The organism is Arthrobacter sp. 05T45 (genome assembly GCF_056395875.1).
Map to the genome: position 1 here is coordinate 291,575 of NZ_JBFTKI010000001.1, position 20,513 is coordinate 312,087.

The following is a 20,513-nucleotide window of genomic DNA, read 5'->3' on the forward strand; positions in this document are numbered from 1 at the left end:
CTGAGAACTCGCCGGCTCTCCTTATTTGTGTGACCCTCCCTGCCTCGCCCGCAGGATCGCCAGCAGTGCCGCGTCGTCGAGGCCGGCAGTGCGGCCTTCCGCAATGCAGCGGTCGACGGCGGCGATCACCTCCACCGGGACCGTGCCCGGCGGAGGTGCGGGCGGGGTCAGGATCGGCTGGCTGCCGGCGACCACCGTGCCGTTGCGCCGCCGGGTTTCGACCAGTCCGGCCAGTTCGAGTTCCTTGTAGGCCCGCGCGACTGTCCCGGCCGCGAGGCCCAAGTCCGACGCGAGGCTGCGGACGGTCGGCAGCCGGGTTCCCGCGGCCAGCGTCCCGACGCTGATGAGGGAGGCGATCTGCGTCCGGATCTGCTCGAAAGGGGGAACTGGCGAACGCAGGTTGATGGCGATGCCCGCCGTCACGCGGCGACTTCCTTCCGCGGCAGGGGAGCGGGGGTCTTCCGGGCCAGGCCGCCCACGGGGATGACGGCGATGACCACGGCACTGGCGGCCAGGACAGCGCCGGCCAGGGTCGCCGGCCACCACGATCCGGCGGCCGGATCGACGGCGTCGCCGAACGCGTCCGGCCCGAACACCGTCGCCCAGGCATTGGTCTGGGTCAGCAGCAGGACACCGGCCTGGGCCGTGAGGGTTGCTGCGAGGGTCCGCACGACGCGGTGGACAGTGATGGCGCGCAGCGCGGCGTCCAGACCGCGCGGGGCGTCGCGGACGCCCTGGCGGGACCGGGCCCGGAGGAACGCCGGCAGGGCGGCAACGCAGGTCCCGGCGGTGAGTAGTGCAACCGGAACCCAGCCGGGATCTTCGGCCAGCAGGGCCTGTCCCGCGGCGGTGACGGCGAGGGCTGCCAGGAAGACCAGCAGCGCCAGGACCGCCGTGGTCAGCAGGGCGGGGCTGACCGGCTGCCGGGGCCAGGTGCGCGGCGCCTCCGGCGTTCCGTAGTTGCGCTGCAGGACCAGCTCGCCTCCCGCGATGACCAGCAGGACGCAGGTGCCCATCACGGCCACGAGTCCCGCAAGTCCGTAGCCGGCGGCCGCCATGATCACGGGGGCGAGGAAGGCTCCGGCGACCAGCGGCACGGCAGCCGCGAGGCCCAGGAGCGCTCCAAGTGAGGAAACCAGCCTCGCGGCCGGGTGCTGGCGGCCGGCGGCGATCCCTGATTCCGGCCGGTTCCGGACGCCCAGCCCGGCGGAAGCAAGCCGAGGCGGCCGCCACCACCACATCACGAGCAGAACCACGGTCGCCGCGAGGCCGGCGAAGTTCGTCCACGATCCCGTTTGCTGGGCCGGATCGGGACGGGCCGCGAAGTTCCCCGCGATGACCGCCAAGCCGGCAGCCACTGTGGACACTGTGCGCAGCAGCCGGTTCATCGCGATGGTCCGCAGTACAGCGTTGTCCGCCGCGTCAAGGGCCTCCAGCTGCCGGCGGCGGGCGATCAGCCACAAAACCAGCCACGTGCCGACGGCCAGCACCAGCAGGGCGCCCCCGAGCCAGGCGGCCACCTCCGGTCCGGGGATACGGCCGTCGCCGCCGCTGTTGTAGTAGCCGTATGCGCCGTCGCTGACCGTAGTGGGAGCCACGGCCGCGAACCCGGGCAGCGTGGCAGTCCGGGCGATGGCCGCGGCAGCCGAGACGAAGATTGCAGCCGTGGTCAATGCCAGCCTGCGGGGCAGGAAGTCTTTGATGCGCCGCACGGACAGCACGGCCTGCCGCCGCATTCGCCGCGGACCCGGGTAGGTGACCTGTCCCAGGGCATGCACGCCCAGGCAGCCCAGGACCGGCCATGCCAGCGCCGGGATGATCGAGTCGGCGCCCACCACGGCGGACGCTGACGGATTGGCCGGGATGATGCCCAGGGTCATGGCGCCCTGGAGTGAGCTCGCGAGCCAGCCGATCACACCTACCCACAGCCCGTGCTCCGACACTGTCTGCGGCGACGTTCCGGTCCCGGGAGCCCAGATCACCCACCGCAGGACGGCATACACCAGCAGGGCGGCGATCCCCGGGCCGAGCAACAGCATCGGCGGCACGTTCAACAGGACCGGCACGGAATCCCCCAAGATTCAGCAGTAATGTATCAAGCTATTGATACAAACTAGGCTTAGGGCCCCCCGGGGTCAAGGACCTCAGTCGTCAAACGGCTTGAACCGCTCCACCGCGACCACTTTTTTCTTGCTGCCGCGGGCGACGTGGCAGACCACGATCTCGCCCGGCGCCAGGAACGGGTCCGAGGACGGCAGCAGGTCCCGCAGCCGGGAGTTCATGTGCTTCGCGAGTTGCTTCAGGACCGTGGGCAGCGCCGGACGGTGCGTGCACAGCGCCACGGCCCGCTGCTTGTCGAACAATCCCTCGACGACGGCTGCCGTCTTGTGCGGGCTGCGGCTGTGCCGGTGCTCGGTGAGGGCCTCGTTGAGCTTGACCTTGGCGTCGGCCGCCTTGGCGTAGGGTGCGATGGTGGCCACGCACCGCAACCACGGGCTTGAAACGATCCGCGCAGGCTTCCACGCCTGCAGGAGCCGCCCCACCGACTGCGCCTGCCGCATGCCGGTGGCGGCCAGCGGGCGGTCGCCCTCGGCCTTGGACCAGGACGAGCGGGGCTTGGCCTTCGCATGGCGCACGATCAGCAGCGGCCAGGTCGCCAGCTCCCCGCGGTCGTGGGCGTTCACCAGGTGCTGCAGCGGCTCGATGTCGCTCGGGTTGCTCAGGAGGCGGGCGGCCTTCTCGGGCGGGCACCACATGACGCTGTCGACTTCCGTGCCGTCCGGGATCAATACGGCGCCGTCGACGTCGACCGCCCAGTAGTGGACCACCTTCAGCCCGGCCGCCACGTGGTAGTGGATGGGCGGGAGCGGGATCCCCAGCGGAGCGGTGAGCCCGATCTCCTCCTCCACCTCGCGCACGGCGCACTCCGGGATGGTCTCGCCGGCGTCGATTTTGCCCTTCGGCCAGGACCAGTCGTCATACCGCGGACGGTGGATCAGCAGGACCTCCAGCTGGTCCTTGTTTACCGAATTTAGGCGCCACGGGATGGCGCCCGCCGCCGTGACGGAAACCTCTTCGCCGGGTTGGTCAGCCTGGTCCGCAACCAGTGCATCGCTGCTCACACTCACGATCCCTACCGCAGGCTGGTCGAGCGCTGGCGCGAGCGGGAGGCGAGCAGCCAGGACTGCACGTCCTTGAGGTCCTGGCCGTCTTCCGCCAGGTGGTGGCGGGTCCATTCACCCTGCTTGTCCAAATGCCAACTCGCGGTTTCGGGCACCATGTAGCGGTTGAGCAAGTCCAGGACGTAACTCGTGTCGTCGCCGCTCGTCAGCTGCACGAGGGCTTCCACGCGGCGGTCGAGGTTGCGGTGCATCATGTCGGCCGAGCCGATGTAAACCACCGGGTCGCCGGCATTGGCGAAAGCGAAGACGCGGGAGTGTTCCAGGAAGCGGCCCAGCACGGAGCGGACCGTGATGTTCTCGCTCAGGCCCGGAACGCCGGGCCGCAGGGAGCAGATGCCGCGGACAATGACATCCACCTGCACCCCGGCCTGGGACGCGCGGTACAGGGAATCGATGATGGCTTCGTCCACCATCGAATTGACCTTGATCTGGACGCGGGCGGGGATGCCGGCCCGGGCGTTCCTGATCTCGGTTTCGATCCTGTCGATCAGCCCGGAACGGACCGAGCGCGGCGCCACGAGCAGCCTCTTGAACGTGGACTTCGGCGCGTAGCCGGAGAGCTGGTTGAACAGCTTCGACAGGTCTTCGCCGACCTGTTCGTTCGCCGTCAGCAGGCCCAGATCCTCGTAATAGCGGGCCGTGCGGGGGTGGTAGTTGCCGGTGCCGATGTGGCAGTAGCGGCGCAGGCCGTCCACTTCCTGGCGGACCACGAGGGAGAGCTTGCAGTGGGTCTTGAGCCCCACGATGCCGTACACCACATGGACGCCGGCCTGTTCCAGTTTCCGGGCCCAGGAGATGTTCGCCTGCTCGTCAAAGCGCGCCTTGATCTCCACGAGCGCCAGGACCTGCTTGCCGGCCTCGGCGGCGTCGATCAGGGCATCGACAATCGGGGAGTCACCGGAAGTGCGGTACAGGGTCTGCTTGATGGCCTGGACTTTGGGGTCCGCGGCTGCCTGTTCCAGGAACGCCTGGACCGACGTGGAGAAGGAGTCGTACGGGTGGTGCAGGAGGATGTCCCGTCGCCGCATGGCGGCAAAGACGTTGGCCGCCTTGGACGTTTCCGATTCGTTGAGGTAGCGCGAGGTGTGCGGGACGTGCTTGGGGTAGTGCAGGTCCGCCCGGTCGATCCCGGCAATCACCGAGAGCCCGCGCAGGTCCAGCGGCGCCGGCACGGAGTAGACCTCGGATTCCTCGACGCCGAGCTCGCGGATCAGCAGGGCACGGATGTTCGGGTTGATGTCATTGGTGACCTCAAGGCGGACGGGCGGGCCGAACCGGCGGCGCAGGAGTTCCTTCTCCAAGGCCTGCAGCAGGTTTTCGGCGTCGTCCTCTTCGACCTCGACGTCCTCGTTGCGGGTCACGCGGAAGATGTGGTGTTCCAGGACCTCCATGCCGGCGAACAGCTGGTCCAGGTGCACGGCGATCACTTCTTCGAGCGCTATGAACCGTGCCACCCGTCCCGGGACGGAGCCGGCGCGGGCGCCGTCGATGGAGATCAGGCGCGGGAGCTGGTCAGGGACCTTGACACGGGCGAAGAGCTCCTTGTCGCTGACCGGGTTGCGGACCACCACGGCGAGATTCAGGGACAGCCCGGAGATGTAGGGGAACGGGTGCGCCGGGTCCACGGCCAGCGGCGTCAGGATCGGGAAAACCTTTTCCGCGAACATGGCGCTGAGCTGGTCCTTGGCCTGCGAGTCGAGCTCCTCCCAGTGCATCAGGTGGATGTGCTCATAGGCCAGCGCCGGACGGATCTGTTCGGCGTAGACCCGGGCGTGGCGCTGCTGCAGCCGGTGGGCCTCCTCGCCGATCTGCTCCAGGACCTGCATGGGGCTCAGCCCGGCAGGGGAGGGGACGGCGAGCCCCGTGGCGATCCGCCGCTTCAGCCCGGCCACCCGGACCATGAAGAACTCGTCCAGGTTGGAGGCGAAGATGGACAGGAAGCTGACCCGCTCCAGCAGGTACAGGTTGGGGTCCTCGGCCAATTCCAGGACCCGCGCGTTGAACGCAAGCCAGCTCAGTTCCCGGTCCAGGAACCGGTCGGGGCGGATGTCGCCTTCCGGTTCCAGGTTCGGCGCGAACTCCGGAATGTCGATCCGGTCCTGCGTGGCGCGCGAGGCCGGCACTTCGGAGGAGCCAAAGCGGGCACGTACCGGACGCGCCCCCTTTTCCGGCGTTGCTGGTTCAGACGTGGATGTCCGGGCGGTATCCCGTGGCATGGTGTCTCCTCAATGCTGGCGCGATGTAGCTTCAACCTTACAAGCAATCATGGCCGGATGACCCCAGGTTTCGGCCCGGGCCGGGACGGTTATCCGCCGACTTGACTAACGCCGTCCGGCGCGGGAGCGGCGGCCGGTGATGGCTGCTGCGGCAGCGGCGCGTACATCACGTCGACATCCCAGCGGGTGAATCCGAGCCGGCGGTACAGGGCGACGGCGGGGGTGTTGTCGGCATCGACGTAGAGCATGACGGCGCGGAGCCCCAGGTCCTGAAGATGCCTGATGCCGGCGACCGTGAGGGCCTTGCCCAGCCCGGACCCCTGGGCGTCGGGGGTCACGCCCACCACGTAGACCTCGCCCATTGCGGGGTGGTCGCCGTGCCGGGGGTGCACCTTGGTCCAATGGAATCCCAGGAGCCGGTCCGCCGGGTCGGCGGCCAGCAGGAAGCCCGCGGGATCAAACCACGGTTCGGCCATCCGGGCGTCCAGATCGGCCCGCGTCATGTTGCCTTGCTCCGGGTGGTGGGCGAAGGCGGCCTTGTTTGCGGCCAGCCAGGCGTCCTCGTCCCGGCCGGGCACGAAGGCGCGGAGCTGTACGCCGTCCGGGAGTTGGACCTCCGGCAGGGCCGCTGCCGCCGTCATCAACCGCATCTTCCACAGCTCACGCACGGCGCCGTAGCCGTAGCGGGCCGCGAGGTCGGCCGCGGCCTCGTGGTTTCCGTGGGACCAGGCTTTCAGGCCGGCGAAGCCGCGGACGGTCTTCAGTTCGCCCAGCAGGCGGTCACCCACGCCCTGGTTGCGGTAGCTGGGATGGACGGCGACCTCGAGGATGCCGGTGCCGTCCGGTTCCTCAATGACGACGGCGACGCCGGCCAGGTCCTGCGCCGTCGCGGGATCCAACTTGTCATCCGGGGCATAGAGGGCCAGGGCAAGCACCGAGTGCTCGCCCGCATCGCCGGCGCGCAGCGTGACAAGGGTCTGTTCGGACAACGGCGGATTGCCGTCGGACTCTTCCGCCGCGGCGACAAGGGCGGCGACGTCCCGCAGCAGCGCGGCGTCCACCGTTCCTTTTTCAGTGTGTACGGGCCAGTTTTCCGGGTGCGCAGGGCTCATGGTGCAAGGCTATCGGGTGCATGGGGGTCAGCGGCCGATTTTGTCGAACTGCGGAAGGCCGCGTATAGTCGTTATCTCGTCCGGCGTTGAGCCAGATGCGAGGGGGATCCACCACTGGGGTGGCCTCGATACGTTCGACCCGTATGTCCTCCACTGAGAAATACTGCTAGATACTGAAAAGTTTGTGCCGATGGTTTGGTGCACCAAGAAGGCCCCGGACTCTGGATTCCAGAGTCCGGGGCCTTCTGCGTTCAGTGCCTGTGTAAAGTGCCTGTCTACCGTGCCTGCGTAGCGGCGCCGCCGCGCTGTGGCGGTCGTGGCGCGCTCAGGCCTCGGTCAGTTCGTCCTCGGGCTGACGGACCAGGGTCAGGCGGTAGCCGACGTTGCGGACGGTGCTGATCAGGTTCTCGTGGTCGGCGCCCAGTTTGGCCCGCAGCCGCCGGACGTGGACATCCACGGTGCGCGTGCCGCCGTAGTAGTCGTAGCCCCAGACTTCGGTCAGCAGCTGCTGGCGGGTGAACACCCGGCCGGGGTGCTGGGCCAGGTATTTCAGCAGTTCAAATTCCTTGAAGGTCAGGTTGAGCGCGGCGCCGTTGACCCGTGCGGTGTAGCTGGCCTCGTCAATCACGACGCCGGCGGCCCGGATTTCGGTCGGCACGTCTTCCTTGTCCGGAACGGCGCGCGCGACGCCGAGCCGGATCCTGGCCTCGACTTCTGCCGGGCCCGCGGATTCCAGGAGGATGTCGTCCACGGCCCACGCCGAGGAGACCGCGGCCATGCCGCCCTCGGTGAGGATCAGCATCAACGGGGCGCTGAGGCCGGTGGCCTTGAGCAGCTGGGTGAGGGAACGTGCGCCGACCAGGTCCTTGCGGGCATCGAGCAGGACGATGTCGCAGGGGTCGGTCTCGAGCAGGGCAGTGGGCTCGGCCGGAAGGATATGCACCCGGTGGTTCAGCAGTTCCAGAGCAGGCAGGACGTCCACGGATGTTCCCGTGCTGTTCGTCAATAGCAGGATGTGCGACATTGTTCCTCCAAGGGGTGTCCGCGCATCGTTGGGCGTCTTGTTGCTGATGTTGAGTATACCTAAAGGCCCCATTCCGGCCATGGTCCCGTCACCTCCGGCGCCTCCTTTTGCGACACATACCGTTCACATAGGGCAGGATTGAACCGTCAGGGCCCGCGGCCCGTCGAAATTGAGCCGAGTCGAATTGGGGTCCGCAGTGAGCGAAGGTCTGGCCATGCTGGGTCTGCCGATGGCGAGCAGACAGTGAAGCCGTGGAGCGTCGGGATCATCGGCCTGGCCGGTCTCGCGGCGATTGTCGCCGGAGCCTATGCCTCGCCTGAGGTCCTCCTGGCCGTCGCGGCGCTCGCCGCCGCCGGCATCGGTATCGGCTGGCCCTACTTTCTCGGCATCCCCGCCAAGAAGACCCTCGCGGTCTTGATTGGCCTGCCCGGCGTCGGGTCGGCAGTGGCTGCGACCTATCTCCCGGCTCCGGGCTTCCTGGACTGGACGCCGTCATTCCTGGCCGTCGGGGTCATGGCAATCTTCGTCATGCAGCTGATCCGGGGCACCGGTCAGGCCCAGCGCCTCGAATCCACCCTGGGCTCGTGCGCGGGTGTCCTGCTCTCCTGCCTCGGCGCCGGCTGGATTGCGAGTTCGCGCTTCAACGGGGTCCGCGAAATGATCCTCGTGGCGGCCATCAGCTCGGCGATCGCGCTGCTGGCGGGGCTGATCCGCTGGCCGGACCGGATCGTGGCGCCGCTGGGCATCGTGAGCGCCGGCCTTGCCGGGCCGCTCGCCGGCCTGGTGTTCTCCGACATCGCCGTGCTGCCGGCGGCCCTCGTCGGCGTCGTCGTGGGGGCGGTGCTGGTGAGTTTCCGCCGCCTCGTCATCCTCAACGGTGAAGGCCTTAATGTTTTGGCGGCCGTGGGCATGGGGCTCGGGCCGGTTTCTGCTGTCGGTTCCCTGGCCTACTTCATAGACAAACTACTCATCTACTAAGCGTTAGGATGGCATCATGTCCGTACTTGCATATGAGATCTTTTTCCTTGTCCTGCTTGGCGTGGCCAGCCTGTCCATGGCGTGGTTTGCCGGCTTTGTCGTGTACCGCCTCTTCAAAGGCCAGAAGTAACACGTTCCAGACCCCGTAGCTTCCAGAGGTAGATGCTGTGCCGATTGAAATCCCTACTGATCTGACCCCCGAAATCGTTCCGCTGTCCTGGCTCATTGGTGAGTGGGAGGGCAGCGGCCGGCTGGGGGCTGGAGACGAGGACTCCGAGCACTTCCTGCAACACGTCTCGTTTACGCACAACGGCCTGCCGTACCTGCAGTACCGCGCCGAGAGCTGGCTGACCGACGACGAGGGCACGAAGCTGCGTCCCCTCACTGTCGAGACCGGCTTCTGGGCGCTGGAGCGTAAGCAGCGCGAGGAGGACGGCGGCCCCGGCCTGATCCCGGCGGACATCGTCCCGGTGCTCAAGAGCGCCGACGAGGTGGAGGCCCTGCGCAACAGCGACGGCGGCTTCGACATCTCGGTCTCCATCGCCCACCCCGGCGGGATCTCGGAGCTGTACTACGGCCAGATCAAGGGCCCCCAGATCCAGCTCAGCACCGACATGGTGATGCGCGGCAGCCACTCCAAGGAGTACACGGCGGCCACCCGGATCTTCGGGCTGGTGGAAGGAAACCTGCTGTGGCGCTGGGACGTGGCCACCGGCAAGAATTCGACGGCGGGCGGCGGCCTGGAGGCCCACGCATCGGCCATCCTCGCCAAAGCAGGCTAATTACGCGGTCTCACTGATTTTTCCGTTGTCACCATCGACCCAGGAGAAATACCGTGAATGACACAGTCACCAGCTCAGCCGGCAGCACAGCACCCGGCAGCGCCAGCTACGCCGACCTCAAGGCCGTGTTCTTCAACGGCACGCTCAAGAAGTCCCCGGACGTGTCCAACACGCAGGGCCTGATCGAGGTCAGCCGCCGGATCATGGAGAAGCAGGGCGTCAGCACCCGCGTGATCCGCACGGTGGACCACGACATCGCCAGCGGGGTCTACCCGGACATGCGCGAACACGGCTGGGCCACCGATGAGTGGCCGGAACTCTACCCGGCCGTCCAGGAAGCGGACATCGTCGTCGTCGCGGGGCCCATCTGGCTGGGGGACAACTCCTCGCAGACGAAGAAGCTCATCGAGCGCCTCTACGCCCACTCCGGGCAGCTGAACGCGAAGGGCCAGTGGGCCTACTACCCGAAGGTGGGCGGCTGCCTCATCACCGGCAATGAGGACGGCATCAAGCATTGCGCCATGAACGTCCTGTACAGCCTCCAGCACGTCGGCTTCACCATCCCGCCGCAGGCCGATGCCGGCTGGATCGGTCCCGTCGGGCCGGGACCGAGCTACCTTGACCAGGGGTCCGGGGGGCCGGAGAGCGATTTCACCAACCGCAACACCACCTTCATGACCTGGAACATGCTGCACCTGGCGCGCATGCTCAAGGACGCGGGCGGCATTCCCGCCTACGGAAACCTGCCCGACGCCTGGAAAGCGGGCACCCGCTTCGACTTTGAAAATCCGGAATACCGCTAGGACCGGCCTGCCCCACAGTCCGGCGGAGCCAGATTGTCCCTGCCGGGGCCGGAACCTGCCGGGGCCGGAATACGCACAGAGCTAAGGACGTTCCTTTCAATATGACTATCAAAAGCCCCCTGTTGTCGCGCCCGGCCGCGGTTGAGGCCGGCGGCGCCGATGCCGGCGTCGCCGCCCACTACGGCGAGCCGCTCCGGGAGCAGCGGGCGCTGGCCGCCGGCACCGCCGTCGTCGATCTCTCACACCGCGGCGTGGTGACGGTCAGCGGGCCGGACCGCCTGAGCTGGCTCAACACCCTGTCCTCCCAGCAGCTCACTTCCCTGGCCCCTGGCCAGTCCACCGAACTGCTGTTGCTGAGCGTGCAGGGCCGGATCGAATTTGACGCCAGGGTGGTGGACGACGGCGCCACGACCTGGCTGATCGTCGAGGCAGCCGAGGCGGCCCCGCTCGCCGAATGGCTCAACAAGATGAAATTCATGCTCCGGGTCGAAATCGCGGACGTCTCCGCCGACTGGGCCGTACTCGGCTCCACGCACCGCATCCCGGAATGGGACGCGCTGCAGGCGTGGGAAGACCCGTGGCCGCACGTCGGCGCCGGCGGCTACTCCTACGCTGTGGTGGGCGAGGACGCCCATCCAGGACTGGAACGGCCGTGGTTCGAGTACCTGGTCCCCGCGGACGAACTGGTCGCGACCGTGGGCGACCGTGCCCTCGCCGGCACCATGGCCTCCGAAGCGCTGCGGATTGCGGCGTGGCGGCCCCGGTGGGGCGCGGAAACGGACGACAAGACCATCCCGCATGAGCTCGACCTCCTCCGCACTGCCGTGCACCTGGCCAAGGGCTGCTACAAGGGCCAGGAGACGATCGCGCGCGTCCACAACCTGGGCCACCCGCCGCGCCGTCTCGTGTTCCTCCAGCTCGACGGTTCCCAGCACACCCTGCCCGCGGCCGGCAGCGAGGTGCGTGCGGGCGAGCGCAAGGTGGGCACCGTGACTTCCGTGGCGCAGCACTACGAGATGGGCCCCGTCGCCCTGGCCGTGATCAAACGCTCCGTCGCCCCGGACGAGGTCCTGACCGTCGTGGACGGGGACGAGCCGTACTCCGCGGCCCAGGAAGTCATTGTGGCCCCCGACGCCGGCCAGGTGGTGGGCCGCCAGACCGGCTTCCTGCGGGGCACCCGATGAACGGCGGGTCCAAAGTGAACGAGCCGGGCGCCGCGCCCGACGACGAGACACTCGCGCTGGCGCACGCGCTCTTCGACGCCGCCCGCGAGGGCAACTCCGCGCTGCTGGGCAACTACCTGGCCGCCGGTGCCCCGGCCACGCTGACCACCTCCTCCGGCGACTCGCTGGTGATGCTGGCGGCCTACCACGGCCACGCCGGCACTGTCCGGCTGATCCTGGACCACGGCGGCGACGCCAACACGCCGAACGACCGCGGCCAGACCCCGCTGGCCGGTGCTGTCTTCAAGGGCTACACGGACGTGGCCCGGGAACTGCTGGACGCCGGGGCCGATCCGGACGCCGGCACCCCCACCGCGCGGGCCGCCGCGCAGATGTTCGCCCGGACGGACATCCTGGCCCTCCTCGGCTGACCAATCGCGCCTGGGGCCGGGGCGCGGCCGGCCCGGGTTGGGGAGGATTGCCCTCAAATACTCCACGTGGAATAATCTTTAGTGGAGTAACTGCCGTTTAGGCCGAAGAGAACACTGCTAAACCGAGAAGGACTGCACCATGGCCCGGGCAACCGCATTGACACCCCTGGGTGTCGCCGCACTTTCCCTGCTCGTGGAAGAACCGATGCATCCCTACGAGATGTACCAGCTCCTGATCGCGCGGCACGAGGACCGGCTGGTCAAGGTGCGGCCAGGAACGCTTTATCACGCCGTCGGGCGGCTCGAGGATCAGGGGCTGGTCACAGCCACGGGAACGGACCGGGGAGGCAACCGTCCGGAGCGCACCACTTACACGATCTCGGCTGCCGGCCGCGAAGCGTTCACGACGTGGCTGCAGGACATGCTCGCCGCCCCGGTCAACGAATACCCGGCCTTCCCGCTGGCCGTCTCCGAGGCCTACAACCTGCCCGCCGGCGTCGTCGTCGAACTCCTCGACCGGCGCCTTCAGGCGTTGGAGGAGCAACTCGGCTTCCTGGTCTCCGGCGAGGAACTGCTCGCGAAGAAGGGTGTGGAGCGCAAGTACTGGATCGATGTCCAGTTCCAGCAGAGCACGCTGCGCGCCGAAATCGCCTGGATCCGCAGCCTTCAGGACCAGCTCCGCTCCGGCGAACTGCCGTGGTGAACTCCGCACAGGACCGCGGCCGGAACCCGGCCGCCCCCACACACAGCCCATCCACCGTTTCACACCAGCCCCTAAGGAACCGCATGGAAAACGTAGCCCGGCCATGGCCGGCACTCTGGTCTCTGGTGATCGGCTTCTTCATGATCCTGATCGACACCACCATCGTCTCGGTGGCCAACCCCAGCATCATGGAGGGCCTCAACACTGACATTAACTCGGTGATCTGGGTCACCAGCGCCTACCTGCTCGCCTATGCCGTGCCGCTGCTGATCACGGGCCGGCTCGGGGACCGTTTCGGTCCGAAAAAGCTCTACCTCTCCGGACTCGTCGTCTTCACCGTGGCATCGCTGTGGTGCGGCCTCTCCGGCAGCGTCGAGATCCTCATCGCGGCCCGTGTGGTCCAGGGCCTTGGCGCGGCGATGATGACGCCGCAGACCATGGCCGTCATTACCCGGATCTTCCCCCCGGACCGCCGCGGAGCGGCTATGGGCATCTGGGGTGCCACGGCCGGCGTCGCCACGCTGGTTGGCCCGATCCTCGGCGGCGTGCTGGTGGACGGCCTCGGCTGGGAATGGATCTTCTTCATCAACGTTCCCGTCGGGATTGTCGGCTTCATCCTCGCCCAGCGTTTCGTGCCCTCGCTGACCACCCACCCGCACAAGTTCGATATTCCCGGCGTGCTGCTCAGCGCCCTCGGCCTGTTCCTCCTGGTCTTCGGCATCCAGGAGGGCGCGACGTACGACTGGGGCACCATCGCCGGCCCCATCACCGTCTGGGGCCTGATCATCAGCGGCATCGCCGTGCTGGTGGTCTTCGTCCTGTGGCAGAAGTTCAACACGGGCGAACCGCTGCTGCCCCTGTCCCTTTTCAAGGACCGGAACTTCTCGCTCGCCAACATTGCGATCACCACGGTGGGCTTCACCGTCACCGCGTTCAGCCTGCCGCTGATCTTCTACTACCAGATCGTCCGCGGACTGACCCCGACCCAGTCGGCGCTCATGATGGTGCCGATGGCGCTGATCTCGGGCGGGCTCGCCCCCGTCGTCGGCCGGATCATCGACAAGGTCAACCCGAAATTCATCACCGCGACCGGCCTGGTCCTGATGTCCGTGGCGCTGTTCTGGAATGCCCTGCTCATGCACCCGGACACCCCCATCTGGCTGTTCCTGCTGCCGAGCGCAGTGCTGGGCTTCGCCAATGCAGGCATCTGGGCGCCGTTGAGTTCCACGGTCACACGCAACCTGCCGCCGCGGCAGGCCGGAGCCGGCTCAGGCGTCTACAACACGACCCGCCAGATCGGTGCCGTACTCGGCAGCGCCGCCATCGCCGTCCTGATCCAGTCGCGGCTGGCGGCCGAGCTCCCCGCCCGGCCCGGAGCAGGCGCAGACGCCAGCCCGATGGGCTTCGGCGGGGCCCTGCCGGCGGAGCTTCATGAGGGGTTCTCGACGGCGATGGGCCAGTCCATCCTGCTGCCGGCGGCGGTCATCCTGCTCGGCGCTGCCGTGGCGCTGTTCTTCGCCAAGCCCAAGCCGGTCCAGGGCTGGGGCGAACCAGATGCTGCCGCAGCCACAGCCGCAGCAGCGGACACGGGTAAGGCAGACACGGACAGGGCCGCCGCAGGCAGGGCCGCCGCGGAGCGCGGCTAGCCTGGCGGCATCCGGATCAGCCCAGCAGCACGCTGGTCTGGATGCCGCCCGCGGAAAATCCCAGGCTCCGGGCCAGCGCCAGCGACCCCTTGTTGCTGACTTCTGAACGCCACTGCAGCGTCAGTCCGGCTGTGAGGGCCTCGTGGGCGGCTACTGAGGCGGCCAGCTTGCCCAGGCCGTGGCGCCGCCATTCGGGCGCGACCAGAACGCCCATATGGGCCAGGAGCCCTTCCCATTCGGCATACGCCCCGCAGGCCACGGGCGTCCGCCGCCCGTCTTCCAGATGCAGGACGGTGAAGCGGTGTTCCAGGTCGGCGAGGCCCACCTCGTTGACGTCGTCGGGCGGGCAGAAGGTCTCCAGCTCGATCGCTTCCGGGTTCCCGTGCGAGACCGTCAGCTCCCCGGCAGGCTGCTGCAGGGGGAGGTCGTCGGCGAAGAAGAGTGCCGCGGCGCCGAGCCCGTGGCCGCCGTGCCCGCGGGTGATGGTCAGCAGCGTCACGTGCTGGGCCAGTTCCTCGTCCGAGAGACCCTCGGCGGCGTCCAGCGCCCACTGCGGGCCCACCAGGGCGGAGTTGCCGAACAGGCGGACGAACTGCAGCGACCGGGCTGTCTCATCCGCCCGGGTGAGCCTCACGCCGGCGGCAGCCGCGAAGGCGCCGTCGTCGAACCCCAGGCGGCGCGCCCATGCGAGCTGGACAATTTCTGCGGAACCGGGCTCAAGAGTCATGAATCAACCCTACCCATCGCGGCCGCGCGCCCGGCTCTTCCCTGCCTGGCTGCGGCGCTGCCCGCCCGCTTCTTCCCTGCGGGCCGTCCCCGAGCCGGACCCGCCGGTGTCCGCTTAGCCGAAGAGGACTGCGGCCTCGTCGTAGCGGCTCTGCGGTACGGACTTGAGGTTGCCGAGTGCGGCGTCGAAACCGACGTGCACAATATCCGTGCCGTGCAGCGACACCATGGTGCCCCAGCGCTTTTCCACTACCGAATCGATGGCGGCCATGCCCAGGCGGGTGGCCAGGACCCGGTCGAACGCCGTCGGGACGCCACCGCGCTGGATGTGGCCAAGGACCGTCGCGCGGGTCTCGATGCCGGTGCGTGCCTCCAGTTCGGGGGCAAGCATTTCGGCGATGCCGCCGAGGCGGGGCCGGCCAAAGGTGTCGAGGCCGCGCTCCGAATGCGGGGACTCCTGGCCTTCGGGCACAAACCCCTCGGCGACGACAAGCAGCGGGGCGCGGCCACGGTCGTGGGCGGAGACGACCCATTCGGCGATCTGTTCCATGGAGGCCTTCTGCTCCGGGATCAGGATGGCGTGGGCGCCCGAGGCCATGCCGGCGTGCAAGGCGATCCAGCCCACATGCCGTCCCATGACTTCGGCAATCATGCAGCGGTGGTGGGACTCTCCGGTGGTGCGCAGCCGGTCGATTGCCTCGGTGGCGATTTCCACGGCCGTGTCGAAGCCGAAGGTGTAGTCCGTGGCGTCGAGGTCGTTATCGACCGTCTTGGGCACGCCCACGATTTTGAGGCCGGCGTCGGTGAGCCGCTTTGCGGCGGCCAGCGTGCCCTCGCCGCCGATGGCGATGATGGCGTCGATCCCGAGCCGGTCCATGTTGGCTTTGATGACCTCGGGACCGCCGCCGTTCTCAAACGGGTTGGTGCGGGACGTGCCCAGGATGGTGCCGCCCTGCTTGGCGATGCCGCGGACCATGGTGCGGGGAATTTCCACGATGTCGCCCTCGACAACGCCGCGCCAGCCATCCTTGAATCCTACGAACTGCTGGCCGTGGACCGCGATTCCTTTGAGGACGGCGCCACGGATGACGGCGTTCAGGCCGGGGCAGTCTCCGCCGCTGGTGAGGATTCCAATTTTCATGTCTTGGCTCAAATCCTGGTTTGAAGGGGTACAGGCAGAGCGCCACGCTGAGCTCACCCTAGAGTCTAGTGGCGGGTGTGGGGCAGGACACAAACGGTTACAAAAGGTGCCCCCGCCATGATGGCGGGGGCACCTTTTCGTGGTGCGGCGCAGCTACCGGGGAAGGTTGCCGCCGGGCCGGGCCGCGGGGCCGGGCCGGCCTGTGACGGATGGCCTGTGATGGATGTCAGGGCCGGGAGGAACGCTTCGAGAGGAAGCTTTCGAGGACGATTGCGTTGCGCTGGTCCGGGAGGAGGAGCCAGGCCGCGAGGTAGACCACGAACGCCGGGCCAGGGAGCAGGCTCAGGAGCAGGTAGGCGATCCGGACATAGGCCACATCAACGTTCAGTTTGGCGGCAACCCCGCCGCAGACGCCGCCAACCCAGCGCTGCGGACCACGTTTCAGGCCGAGGCCCCGGATGGTGTCAAAGAATTTATCCATGGGTCAAGACTTCCCTGTAGTTGACTTATTGTCACGCCTGCGTGCCGAGACCAGGCCGCCCACGACCAGGGCACCCCCGGCCCCGATCATCAGGCCGATCAGCACATAGGTGCCGTTGAGGGCCACGAGGCCGAGCCGGGAAATGATGATCAGTGCAGCCAATGCCACCACTGTCAGTCCCCAGACCACTGTGCCCACCCGGGCGGGCGAGCCCGCTTCGCGGTCGTGCCCGGCATCGGCCAGCGGCGAGTCGTCATAGCTGCTCATGTCAGTTGCCTTCCTTGATGGTCACGTTGCTGACGGTGCCGGAGATCTCCAGGACCAGCCGGGCGCCAGGTTTCGCGGTGTTGTAGTCGCTTTGCTGCGTCGTCATGCCGCCGCGGTCCTGGTTGCCGTCGTGGAGGTTGCCCATGGTCATGTCCGCCTGGACGTGCACCGGAACGGTGGCGGGGATGACGACGGTGAGGTTGCTGGCCGTCGCGTCGATCGGAACTACGACGTCGGAGCCCAGGGGCGGATTCAGCGCCAGCTTGGTCAGGTCCACGGTTCCGGCGCCGCCGGTGATCTCGAAGCCGCCTTGGGCCTGCTGAATGCTCGCGGGCGTCCAGTCGGCGTTCTGGAAGCGGAACCGGTCCCCGTGCGGGATCACGCTGAAAATGGCGCCGATCAGCAGGGCCACGACCGCGAAGAAGCCCAGGATCCCGGAGGTCCGGCCCCGCAGCCCTGCGAACAGGATCCCGAGGCCCAGGATGGCCGCGCCGAAGGCCCAGACCAGCGCGTTGCCGGCATCGCCGAGATCGATCACGTTGGCGGCGTCGAGGGCCTTGATGCCCCCGCCCACCACGAGGGCGGAGCCGACGGTGATGGCGACCGCCGGAGCGCCCGGGCCAAGGTTGCGCGCGGCCGGTGCAGGCGGTGTGGCGCCGGACCCCGGTCCGTAGCCGCCTGGGGGAACAGGACCGGGCGGGACGGGGCCGGACGCAATGGGTCCCGACGGCGGAGGCGGACCCCAGCCCGGGCCGGTGCCGGTGACTCGAGAGCTGTCAGCCGGGTCGCCATACGTCCGGCCGCCGCCCTGCGGGAAGCTGCCTGCTGATTGCGGCCCGGCGGCGGTGCGGGGGCCAGCTGCAAAAGCCGCGGCGCCGGCCGGGCTGCCTGAGTCGTAACGCGAAGGCATGCCAGTGGCTCCGTCCCGGATCTTGTTGCGTTGGGTCAGGTAGTAGACGAGGTAGATGGCACCGCCCACCCAGAAGACGGTCCAGACGAAGGCGCCGAAGCCGAAGCGGTCCCAGCCCCAGACCCCGGTGCCCAGGCTGGGGAAACCGATGACCGAGGTGATGAGCGCGCCGGTCATGCCGGCTGTCCACCGCCCTGCGGCGGCCTCCTGGACGTGAATGCGGCCGTCGGGTTCGGGCAGCAACGCCCAGGCCAGGCCGTAGGCGAGAACGCCAATTCCGGCGAAGACGGTCAGGACGATCAGGACGCCGCGGATAATCAGCGGATCGACGCCGAGCCGGTGGGCTATGCCGCTGGCCACGCCGCCGATCCAGCGGTCGCGTCCGCGGTAAATGCCCTGGCTGCGGATCCAGTCGAAGAAATTCTGGGTTTGCCGGCCGGGCAACGGCCCATTCGGGTCGCCGGGCGGGTAAAGCCGCGGCGGCTCCGGCGGCGCGCCGCCCGGCCCGGAGAAGGCCGGAGCGGGCTGGCCCGTGCCTGGAAGTTCGGGGTCGGGACGTTCCGTATGCGGAAGGTCCGTGACGGAACGCTCAGTGTGCGGAAGATCCGTGGCGGGAGGTTCCGGTTCTGGAAGTTCCGATTCTGGAAGTTCGGGGTGGGATCGATCCGTGGCCGGCCGGTCTGCGGAGGCCGGGCCTTCATCGGGGTGCGGAGTGTGCGGGTTCATACTTCGATCCTTCCCGTTCCCGGCGCCGGCCTCTACTGGGGAACACCCTGAACGGTCCCTGAGTGGCCCCCGGTTGGGCCCTCAAACGCGTCCGGGAAACCCCGATCCGTGCTTGGATTGAGGCATGACAACCGCGCCCGCCCGCCCGCCGCTGGTCCGCAGCAGCGACCGCGTGATTGCCGGCGTGTGCGCGGGCCTCGCCAACCACCTGGGCTGGCCGGTGCGCATGGTCAGGATCGGCATGGCAGTGGCTGCGCTCGCCGGCGGGGCCGGGGTGGCCTTCTACGCCTGGCTTTGGATCATGGTCCCCACTGCGGATGAAAACGCCCGGCGCAACGCCCGCCGCCCGGCGTCGCCCATCGCTCCGGCAGTGAGCTTCCCGGACACCCCAGGCGTGGCAAACCTGCCCGACGCCCCCGGCATGCCTGGAGCCCCCGGAACCAGTGGAACGCCAACGACGGCGGCGCCGGGGTCCTGGCGGTCCAAAGTTTCCGGCATGCCCTTCGGCAAGGAGATCCTGCTGGGCGCGGGCCTGTTGCTGGCCGCCGGGATCCTGATCGCCCGGCTCCTGGGGGTCGACGTGCCGCTGGGTACCCTGATCCCGGTCGCGGCGATCCTGGGCGGTGCCGCGATCGCCTGGATGCAACTGGACGAGACCCGCCGGGCGGGGCTCGTGGACAAGACCAAAGCGGACCAGGCCGGCGGCTGGGCCCGCCTCGCGGCCGGGCTCGCCCTCGTCGTGGCCGGCGTGCTGGTCATGGTGTCCGGCTCGGGGTCCTGGGAACAGACCTGGCTCGCCCTCCTGGCCTCGGTGGCCGTGCTCGGCGGCGTGGCCCTGGTGCTTCTGCCATGGGGGCTGAAGTTCTGGCGCGACCTGGAAACAGAGCGCGCGGGGCGGGTCCGCGCCACCGAGCGTGCCGAGATCGCCGCCCACCTCCATGACTCCGTGCTGCAGACCCTCGCCCTGATCCAACGCCGGGCCGGCAACGAGCACGATGTCATCAGGCTGGCCCGCGCGCAGGAGCGCGAGCTGCGTGGCTGGCTGTACCGGGACGCCGACAAGGAATCCGGTCAGCTGTCCGACGGCATCAAGGCCGCCGCAGCCGAGGTCGAGGACGCCCTGGGGAACGCCGTCGAGGTGGTCAGCGTGGGGGACTGCGCCATGACCCAACGCCACGAGGCCCTCGTCCAGGCATCCCGAGAGGCCATGCTGAACGCCGCCCGGCACGGCGGCGGCGCCGTGTCCGTCTACCTGGAAGTCACCGACGCCGCCGCGGAAGTTTTCGTCAAGGACAGGGGCCCGGGCTTCGATCCGGATTCCGTTCCCCCGGACCGGCTCGGCGTCAGGGAATCGATCATCGGCCGGATGAACCGCCACGGCGGCACCGCCGCGATCACCAGCAGCCCGGACGGCACCGAAGTGCGGCTCCGGCTGCCCGTCGCCGCCGCCTCTGCCGGAACTGCCTCGGCCGCCGCCAACAACGCCAACGGAGAGGCCAAACCGTGACCAGCCCAGCATCAGCATCAGGAAACCCCGCACCGATTCGCGTGGTGATCGTGGACGACCACGCCATCTTCCGCTCCGGGTTGAAGGCGGACCTGGACCCGGACATCGTCGTCGCGGGGGAGGCCGGAACGGTGGAGGAGGCAATCGCCGTCATCGCAGTCCAGCGCCCCGACGTCGTGCTCCTTGACGTTCATCTTCCCGGCGGCCGGGGTGGCGGCGGACGCGAGGTCCTGGCCGGCTCGGCGACCCTGCTGGGCACCACGCGGTTCCTGGCGCTGAGCGTCTCCGACGCGGCAGAAGATGTGGTGTCCGTGATCCGGGCCGGCGCGCGCGGCTATGTCACCAAGACCATTTCCGGCGCGGAGATCAGCGGCGCCGTCCGCCGCGTGGCAGGCGGCGACGCCGTCTTCTCACCCCGGCTGGCGGGCTTCGTCCTGGACGCGTTCGGCACGGCCCCCGCGGACATCGCCGACGACGAGCTCGACAAACTCTCGGCGCGGGAGCTCGAAGTGATGCGCCTTATCGCCCGCGGCTACAGCTATAAGGAGGTGGCCAAAGAACTGTTCATCTCGATCAAGACCGTTGAAACCCACGTCTCGGCCGTGCTGCGCAAGCTCCAGCTCTCCAGCCGCCACGAGCTGACCCGCTGGGCCGCCGAGCGCCGCCTGCTTTAACCCAAGGATGCGCTATCACTTAGGGTCCTTATCGCACTGGA

General features: G+C 68.4%; 20 protein-coding genes. 9 read left to right on the top strand and 11 right to left on the bottom strand.

Translation table 11 applies throughout. The annotated features are described in order from the left end of the window. Window positions 1-21 precede the first annotated feature (21 nt). From AC1DGD_RS01395 to AC1DGD_RS01420, 6 genes are all read right to left on the bottom strand, one after another. Window positions 22-423, bottom strand: coding sequence for a GntR family transcriptional regulator (locus tag AC1DGD_RS01395; protein ID WP_476855674.1), 402 nt, complete (start codon window positions 421-423; stop codon window positions 22-24). Beyond that, on the bottom strand, window positions 420-2,066 hold the full coding sequence (locus AC1DGD_RS01400; protein ID WP_476855675.1) for a hypothetical protein: 1,647 nt from the start codon (window positions 2,064-2,066) through the stop codon (window positions 420-422). The genes AC1DGD_RS01395 and AC1DGD_RS01400 overlap by 4 nt, the downstream gene beginning before the upstream one ends. Before the next feature lie 78 nt (window positions 2,067-2,144). Then, entirely contained in the window at window positions 2,145-3,122 is a 978-nt protein-coding gene (locus tag AC1DGD_RS01405) for an NUDIX hydrolase (protein ID WP_476855676.1), read from the bottom strand. Between the two features lie 11 nt (window positions 3,123-3,133). Beyond that, on the bottom strand, window positions 3,134-5,398 hold the full coding sequence (locus tag AC1DGD_RS01410) for an RNA degradosome polyphosphate kinase (RefSeq protein WP_223913793.1): 2,265 nt from the start codon (window positions 5,396-5,398) through the stop codon (window positions 3,134-3,136). A gap of 89 nt (window positions 5,399-5,487) precedes the next feature. Continuing rightward, entirely contained in the window at window positions 5,488-6,510 is a 1,023-nt protein-coding gene (gene mshD, locus AC1DGD_RS01415) for a mycothiol synthase (RefSeq protein WP_476855677.1), read from the bottom strand. Window positions 6,511-6,835: 325 nt separating this feature from the next. Continuing rightward, window positions 6,836-7,534, bottom strand: coding sequence for a winged helix-turn-helix transcriptional regulator (locus tag AC1DGD_RS01420; RefSeq protein ID WP_277526303.1), 699 nt, complete (start codon window positions 7,532-7,534; stop codon window positions 6,836-6,838). A 243-nt stretch (window positions 7,535-7,777) separates the two neighbouring features. Here AC1DGD_RS01420 and AC1DGD_RS01425 point away from each other — a divergent pair, with 243 nt between their 5' ends. From AC1DGD_RS01425 to AC1DGD_RS01455, 7 genes are all read left to right on the top strand, one after another. Next, window positions 7,778-8,512, top strand: a complete 735-nt coding sequence (locus AC1DGD_RS01425) for a permease (RefSeq protein WP_223913795.1) — start codon at window positions 7,778-7,780, stop codon at window positions 8,510-8,512. 167 nt (window positions 8,513-8,679) lie between these two features. Next, a complete protein-coding gene (locus tag AC1DGD_RS01430; protein ID WP_476851317.1) occupies window positions 8,680-9,294 on the top strand; it encodes a nitrobindin family protein in 615 nt (204 codons plus the stop codon). Between the two features lie 53 nt (window positions 9,295-9,347). Continuing rightward, window positions 9,348-10,097 carry a flavodoxin family protein gene (locus AC1DGD_RS01435; RefSeq protein ID WP_476851316.1) on the top strand — a complete coding sequence of 250 codons (750 nt, stop codon included), beginning with the start codon at window positions 9,348-9,350 and terminating at the stop codon, window positions 10,095-10,097. A 101-nt stretch (window positions 10,098-10,198) separates the two neighbouring features. Beyond that, window positions 10,199-11,281: a CAF17-like 4Fe-4S cluster assembly/insertion protein YgfZ gene (gene ygfZ / locus AC1DGD_RS01440; protein ID WP_476855678.1), complete on the top strand. Its 1,083-nt coding sequence runs from the start codon at window positions 10,199-10,201 to the stop codon at window positions 11,279-11,281. 14 nt (window positions 11,282-11,295) lie between these two features. Continuing rightward, the gene (locus AC1DGD_RS01445; RefSeq protein WP_476855679.1) at window positions 11,296-11,691 is read left to right on the top strand and encodes an ankyrin repeat domain-containing protein; all 396 of its coding nucleotides are present in this window, start codon (window positions 11,296-11,298) and stop codon (window positions 11,689-11,691) included. 139 nt (window positions 11,692-11,830) lie between these two features. Further along, a complete protein-coding gene (locus AC1DGD_RS01450; RefSeq protein WP_476851314.1) occupies window positions 11,831-12,394 on the top strand; it encodes a PadR family transcriptional regulator in 564 nt (187 codons plus the stop codon). Between the two features lie 83 nt (window positions 12,395-12,477). Continuing rightward, window positions 12,478-14,040: an MFS transporter gene (locus tag AC1DGD_RS01455; RefSeq protein ID WP_476855680.1), complete on the top strand. Its 1,563-nt coding sequence runs from the start codon at window positions 12,478-12,480 to the stop codon at window positions 14,038-14,040. A 16-nt stretch (window positions 14,041-14,056) separates the two neighbouring features. On the opposite strand, the gene AC1DGD_RS01460 is transcribed toward AC1DGD_RS01455, so the two are convergent. From AC1DGD_RS01460 to AC1DGD_RS01480, 5 genes are all read right to left on the bottom strand, one after another. Continuing rightward, window positions 14,057-14,767 (bottom strand): GNAT family N-acetyltransferase, encoded by a 711-nt coding sequence (locus AC1DGD_RS01460; RefSeq protein ID WP_476855681.1) that lies wholly within the window; start codon window positions 14,765-14,767, stop codon window positions 14,057-14,059. Between the two features lie 114 nt (window positions 14,768-14,881). Continuing rightward, the gene (locus AC1DGD_RS01465) at window positions 14,882-15,907 is read right to left on the bottom strand and encodes a 6-phosphofructokinase (protein WP_018773638.1); all 1,026 of its coding nucleotides are present in this window, start codon (window positions 15,905-15,907) and stop codon (window positions 14,882-14,884) included. A 226-nt stretch (window positions 15,908-16,133) separates the two neighbouring features. Then, window positions 16,134-16,388 (bottom strand): PspC domain-containing protein, encoded by a 255-nt coding sequence (locus AC1DGD_RS01470; RefSeq protein ID WP_476851311.1) that lies wholly within the window; start codon window positions 16,386-16,388, stop codon window positions 16,134-16,136. A gap of 3 nt (window positions 16,389-16,391) precedes the next feature. Continuing rightward, a complete protein-coding gene (locus tag AC1DGD_RS01475) occupies window positions 16,392-16,655 on the bottom strand; it encodes a hypothetical protein (RefSeq protein ID WP_230011724.1) in 264 nt (87 codons plus the stop codon). Between the two features lies 1 nt (window position 16,656). Beyond that, window positions 16,657-18,291 (bottom strand): PspC domain-containing protein, encoded by a 1,635-nt coding sequence (locus AC1DGD_RS01480; RefSeq protein ID WP_476855682.1) that lies wholly within the window; start codon window positions 18,289-18,291, stop codon window positions 16,657-16,659. A gap of 124 nt (window positions 18,292-18,415) precedes the next feature. On the opposite strand from AC1DGD_RS01480, the gene AC1DGD_RS01485 reads away from it, so the two are divergent. After that, window positions 18,416-19,798 (top strand): ATP-binding protein, encoded by a 1,383-nt coding sequence (locus tag AC1DGD_RS01485; RefSeq protein WP_476855683.1) that lies wholly within the window; start codon window positions 18,416-18,418, stop codon window positions 19,796-19,798. Continuing rightward, on the top strand, window positions 19,795-20,472 hold the full coding sequence (locus AC1DGD_RS01490; RefSeq protein ID WP_476855684.1) for a LuxR C-terminal-related transcriptional regulator: 678 nt from the start codon (window positions 19,795-19,797) through the stop codon (window positions 20,470-20,472). The genes AC1DGD_RS01485 and AC1DGD_RS01490 overlap by 4 nt, the downstream gene beginning before the upstream one ends. Window positions 20,473-20,513 lie beyond the last annotated feature (41 nt).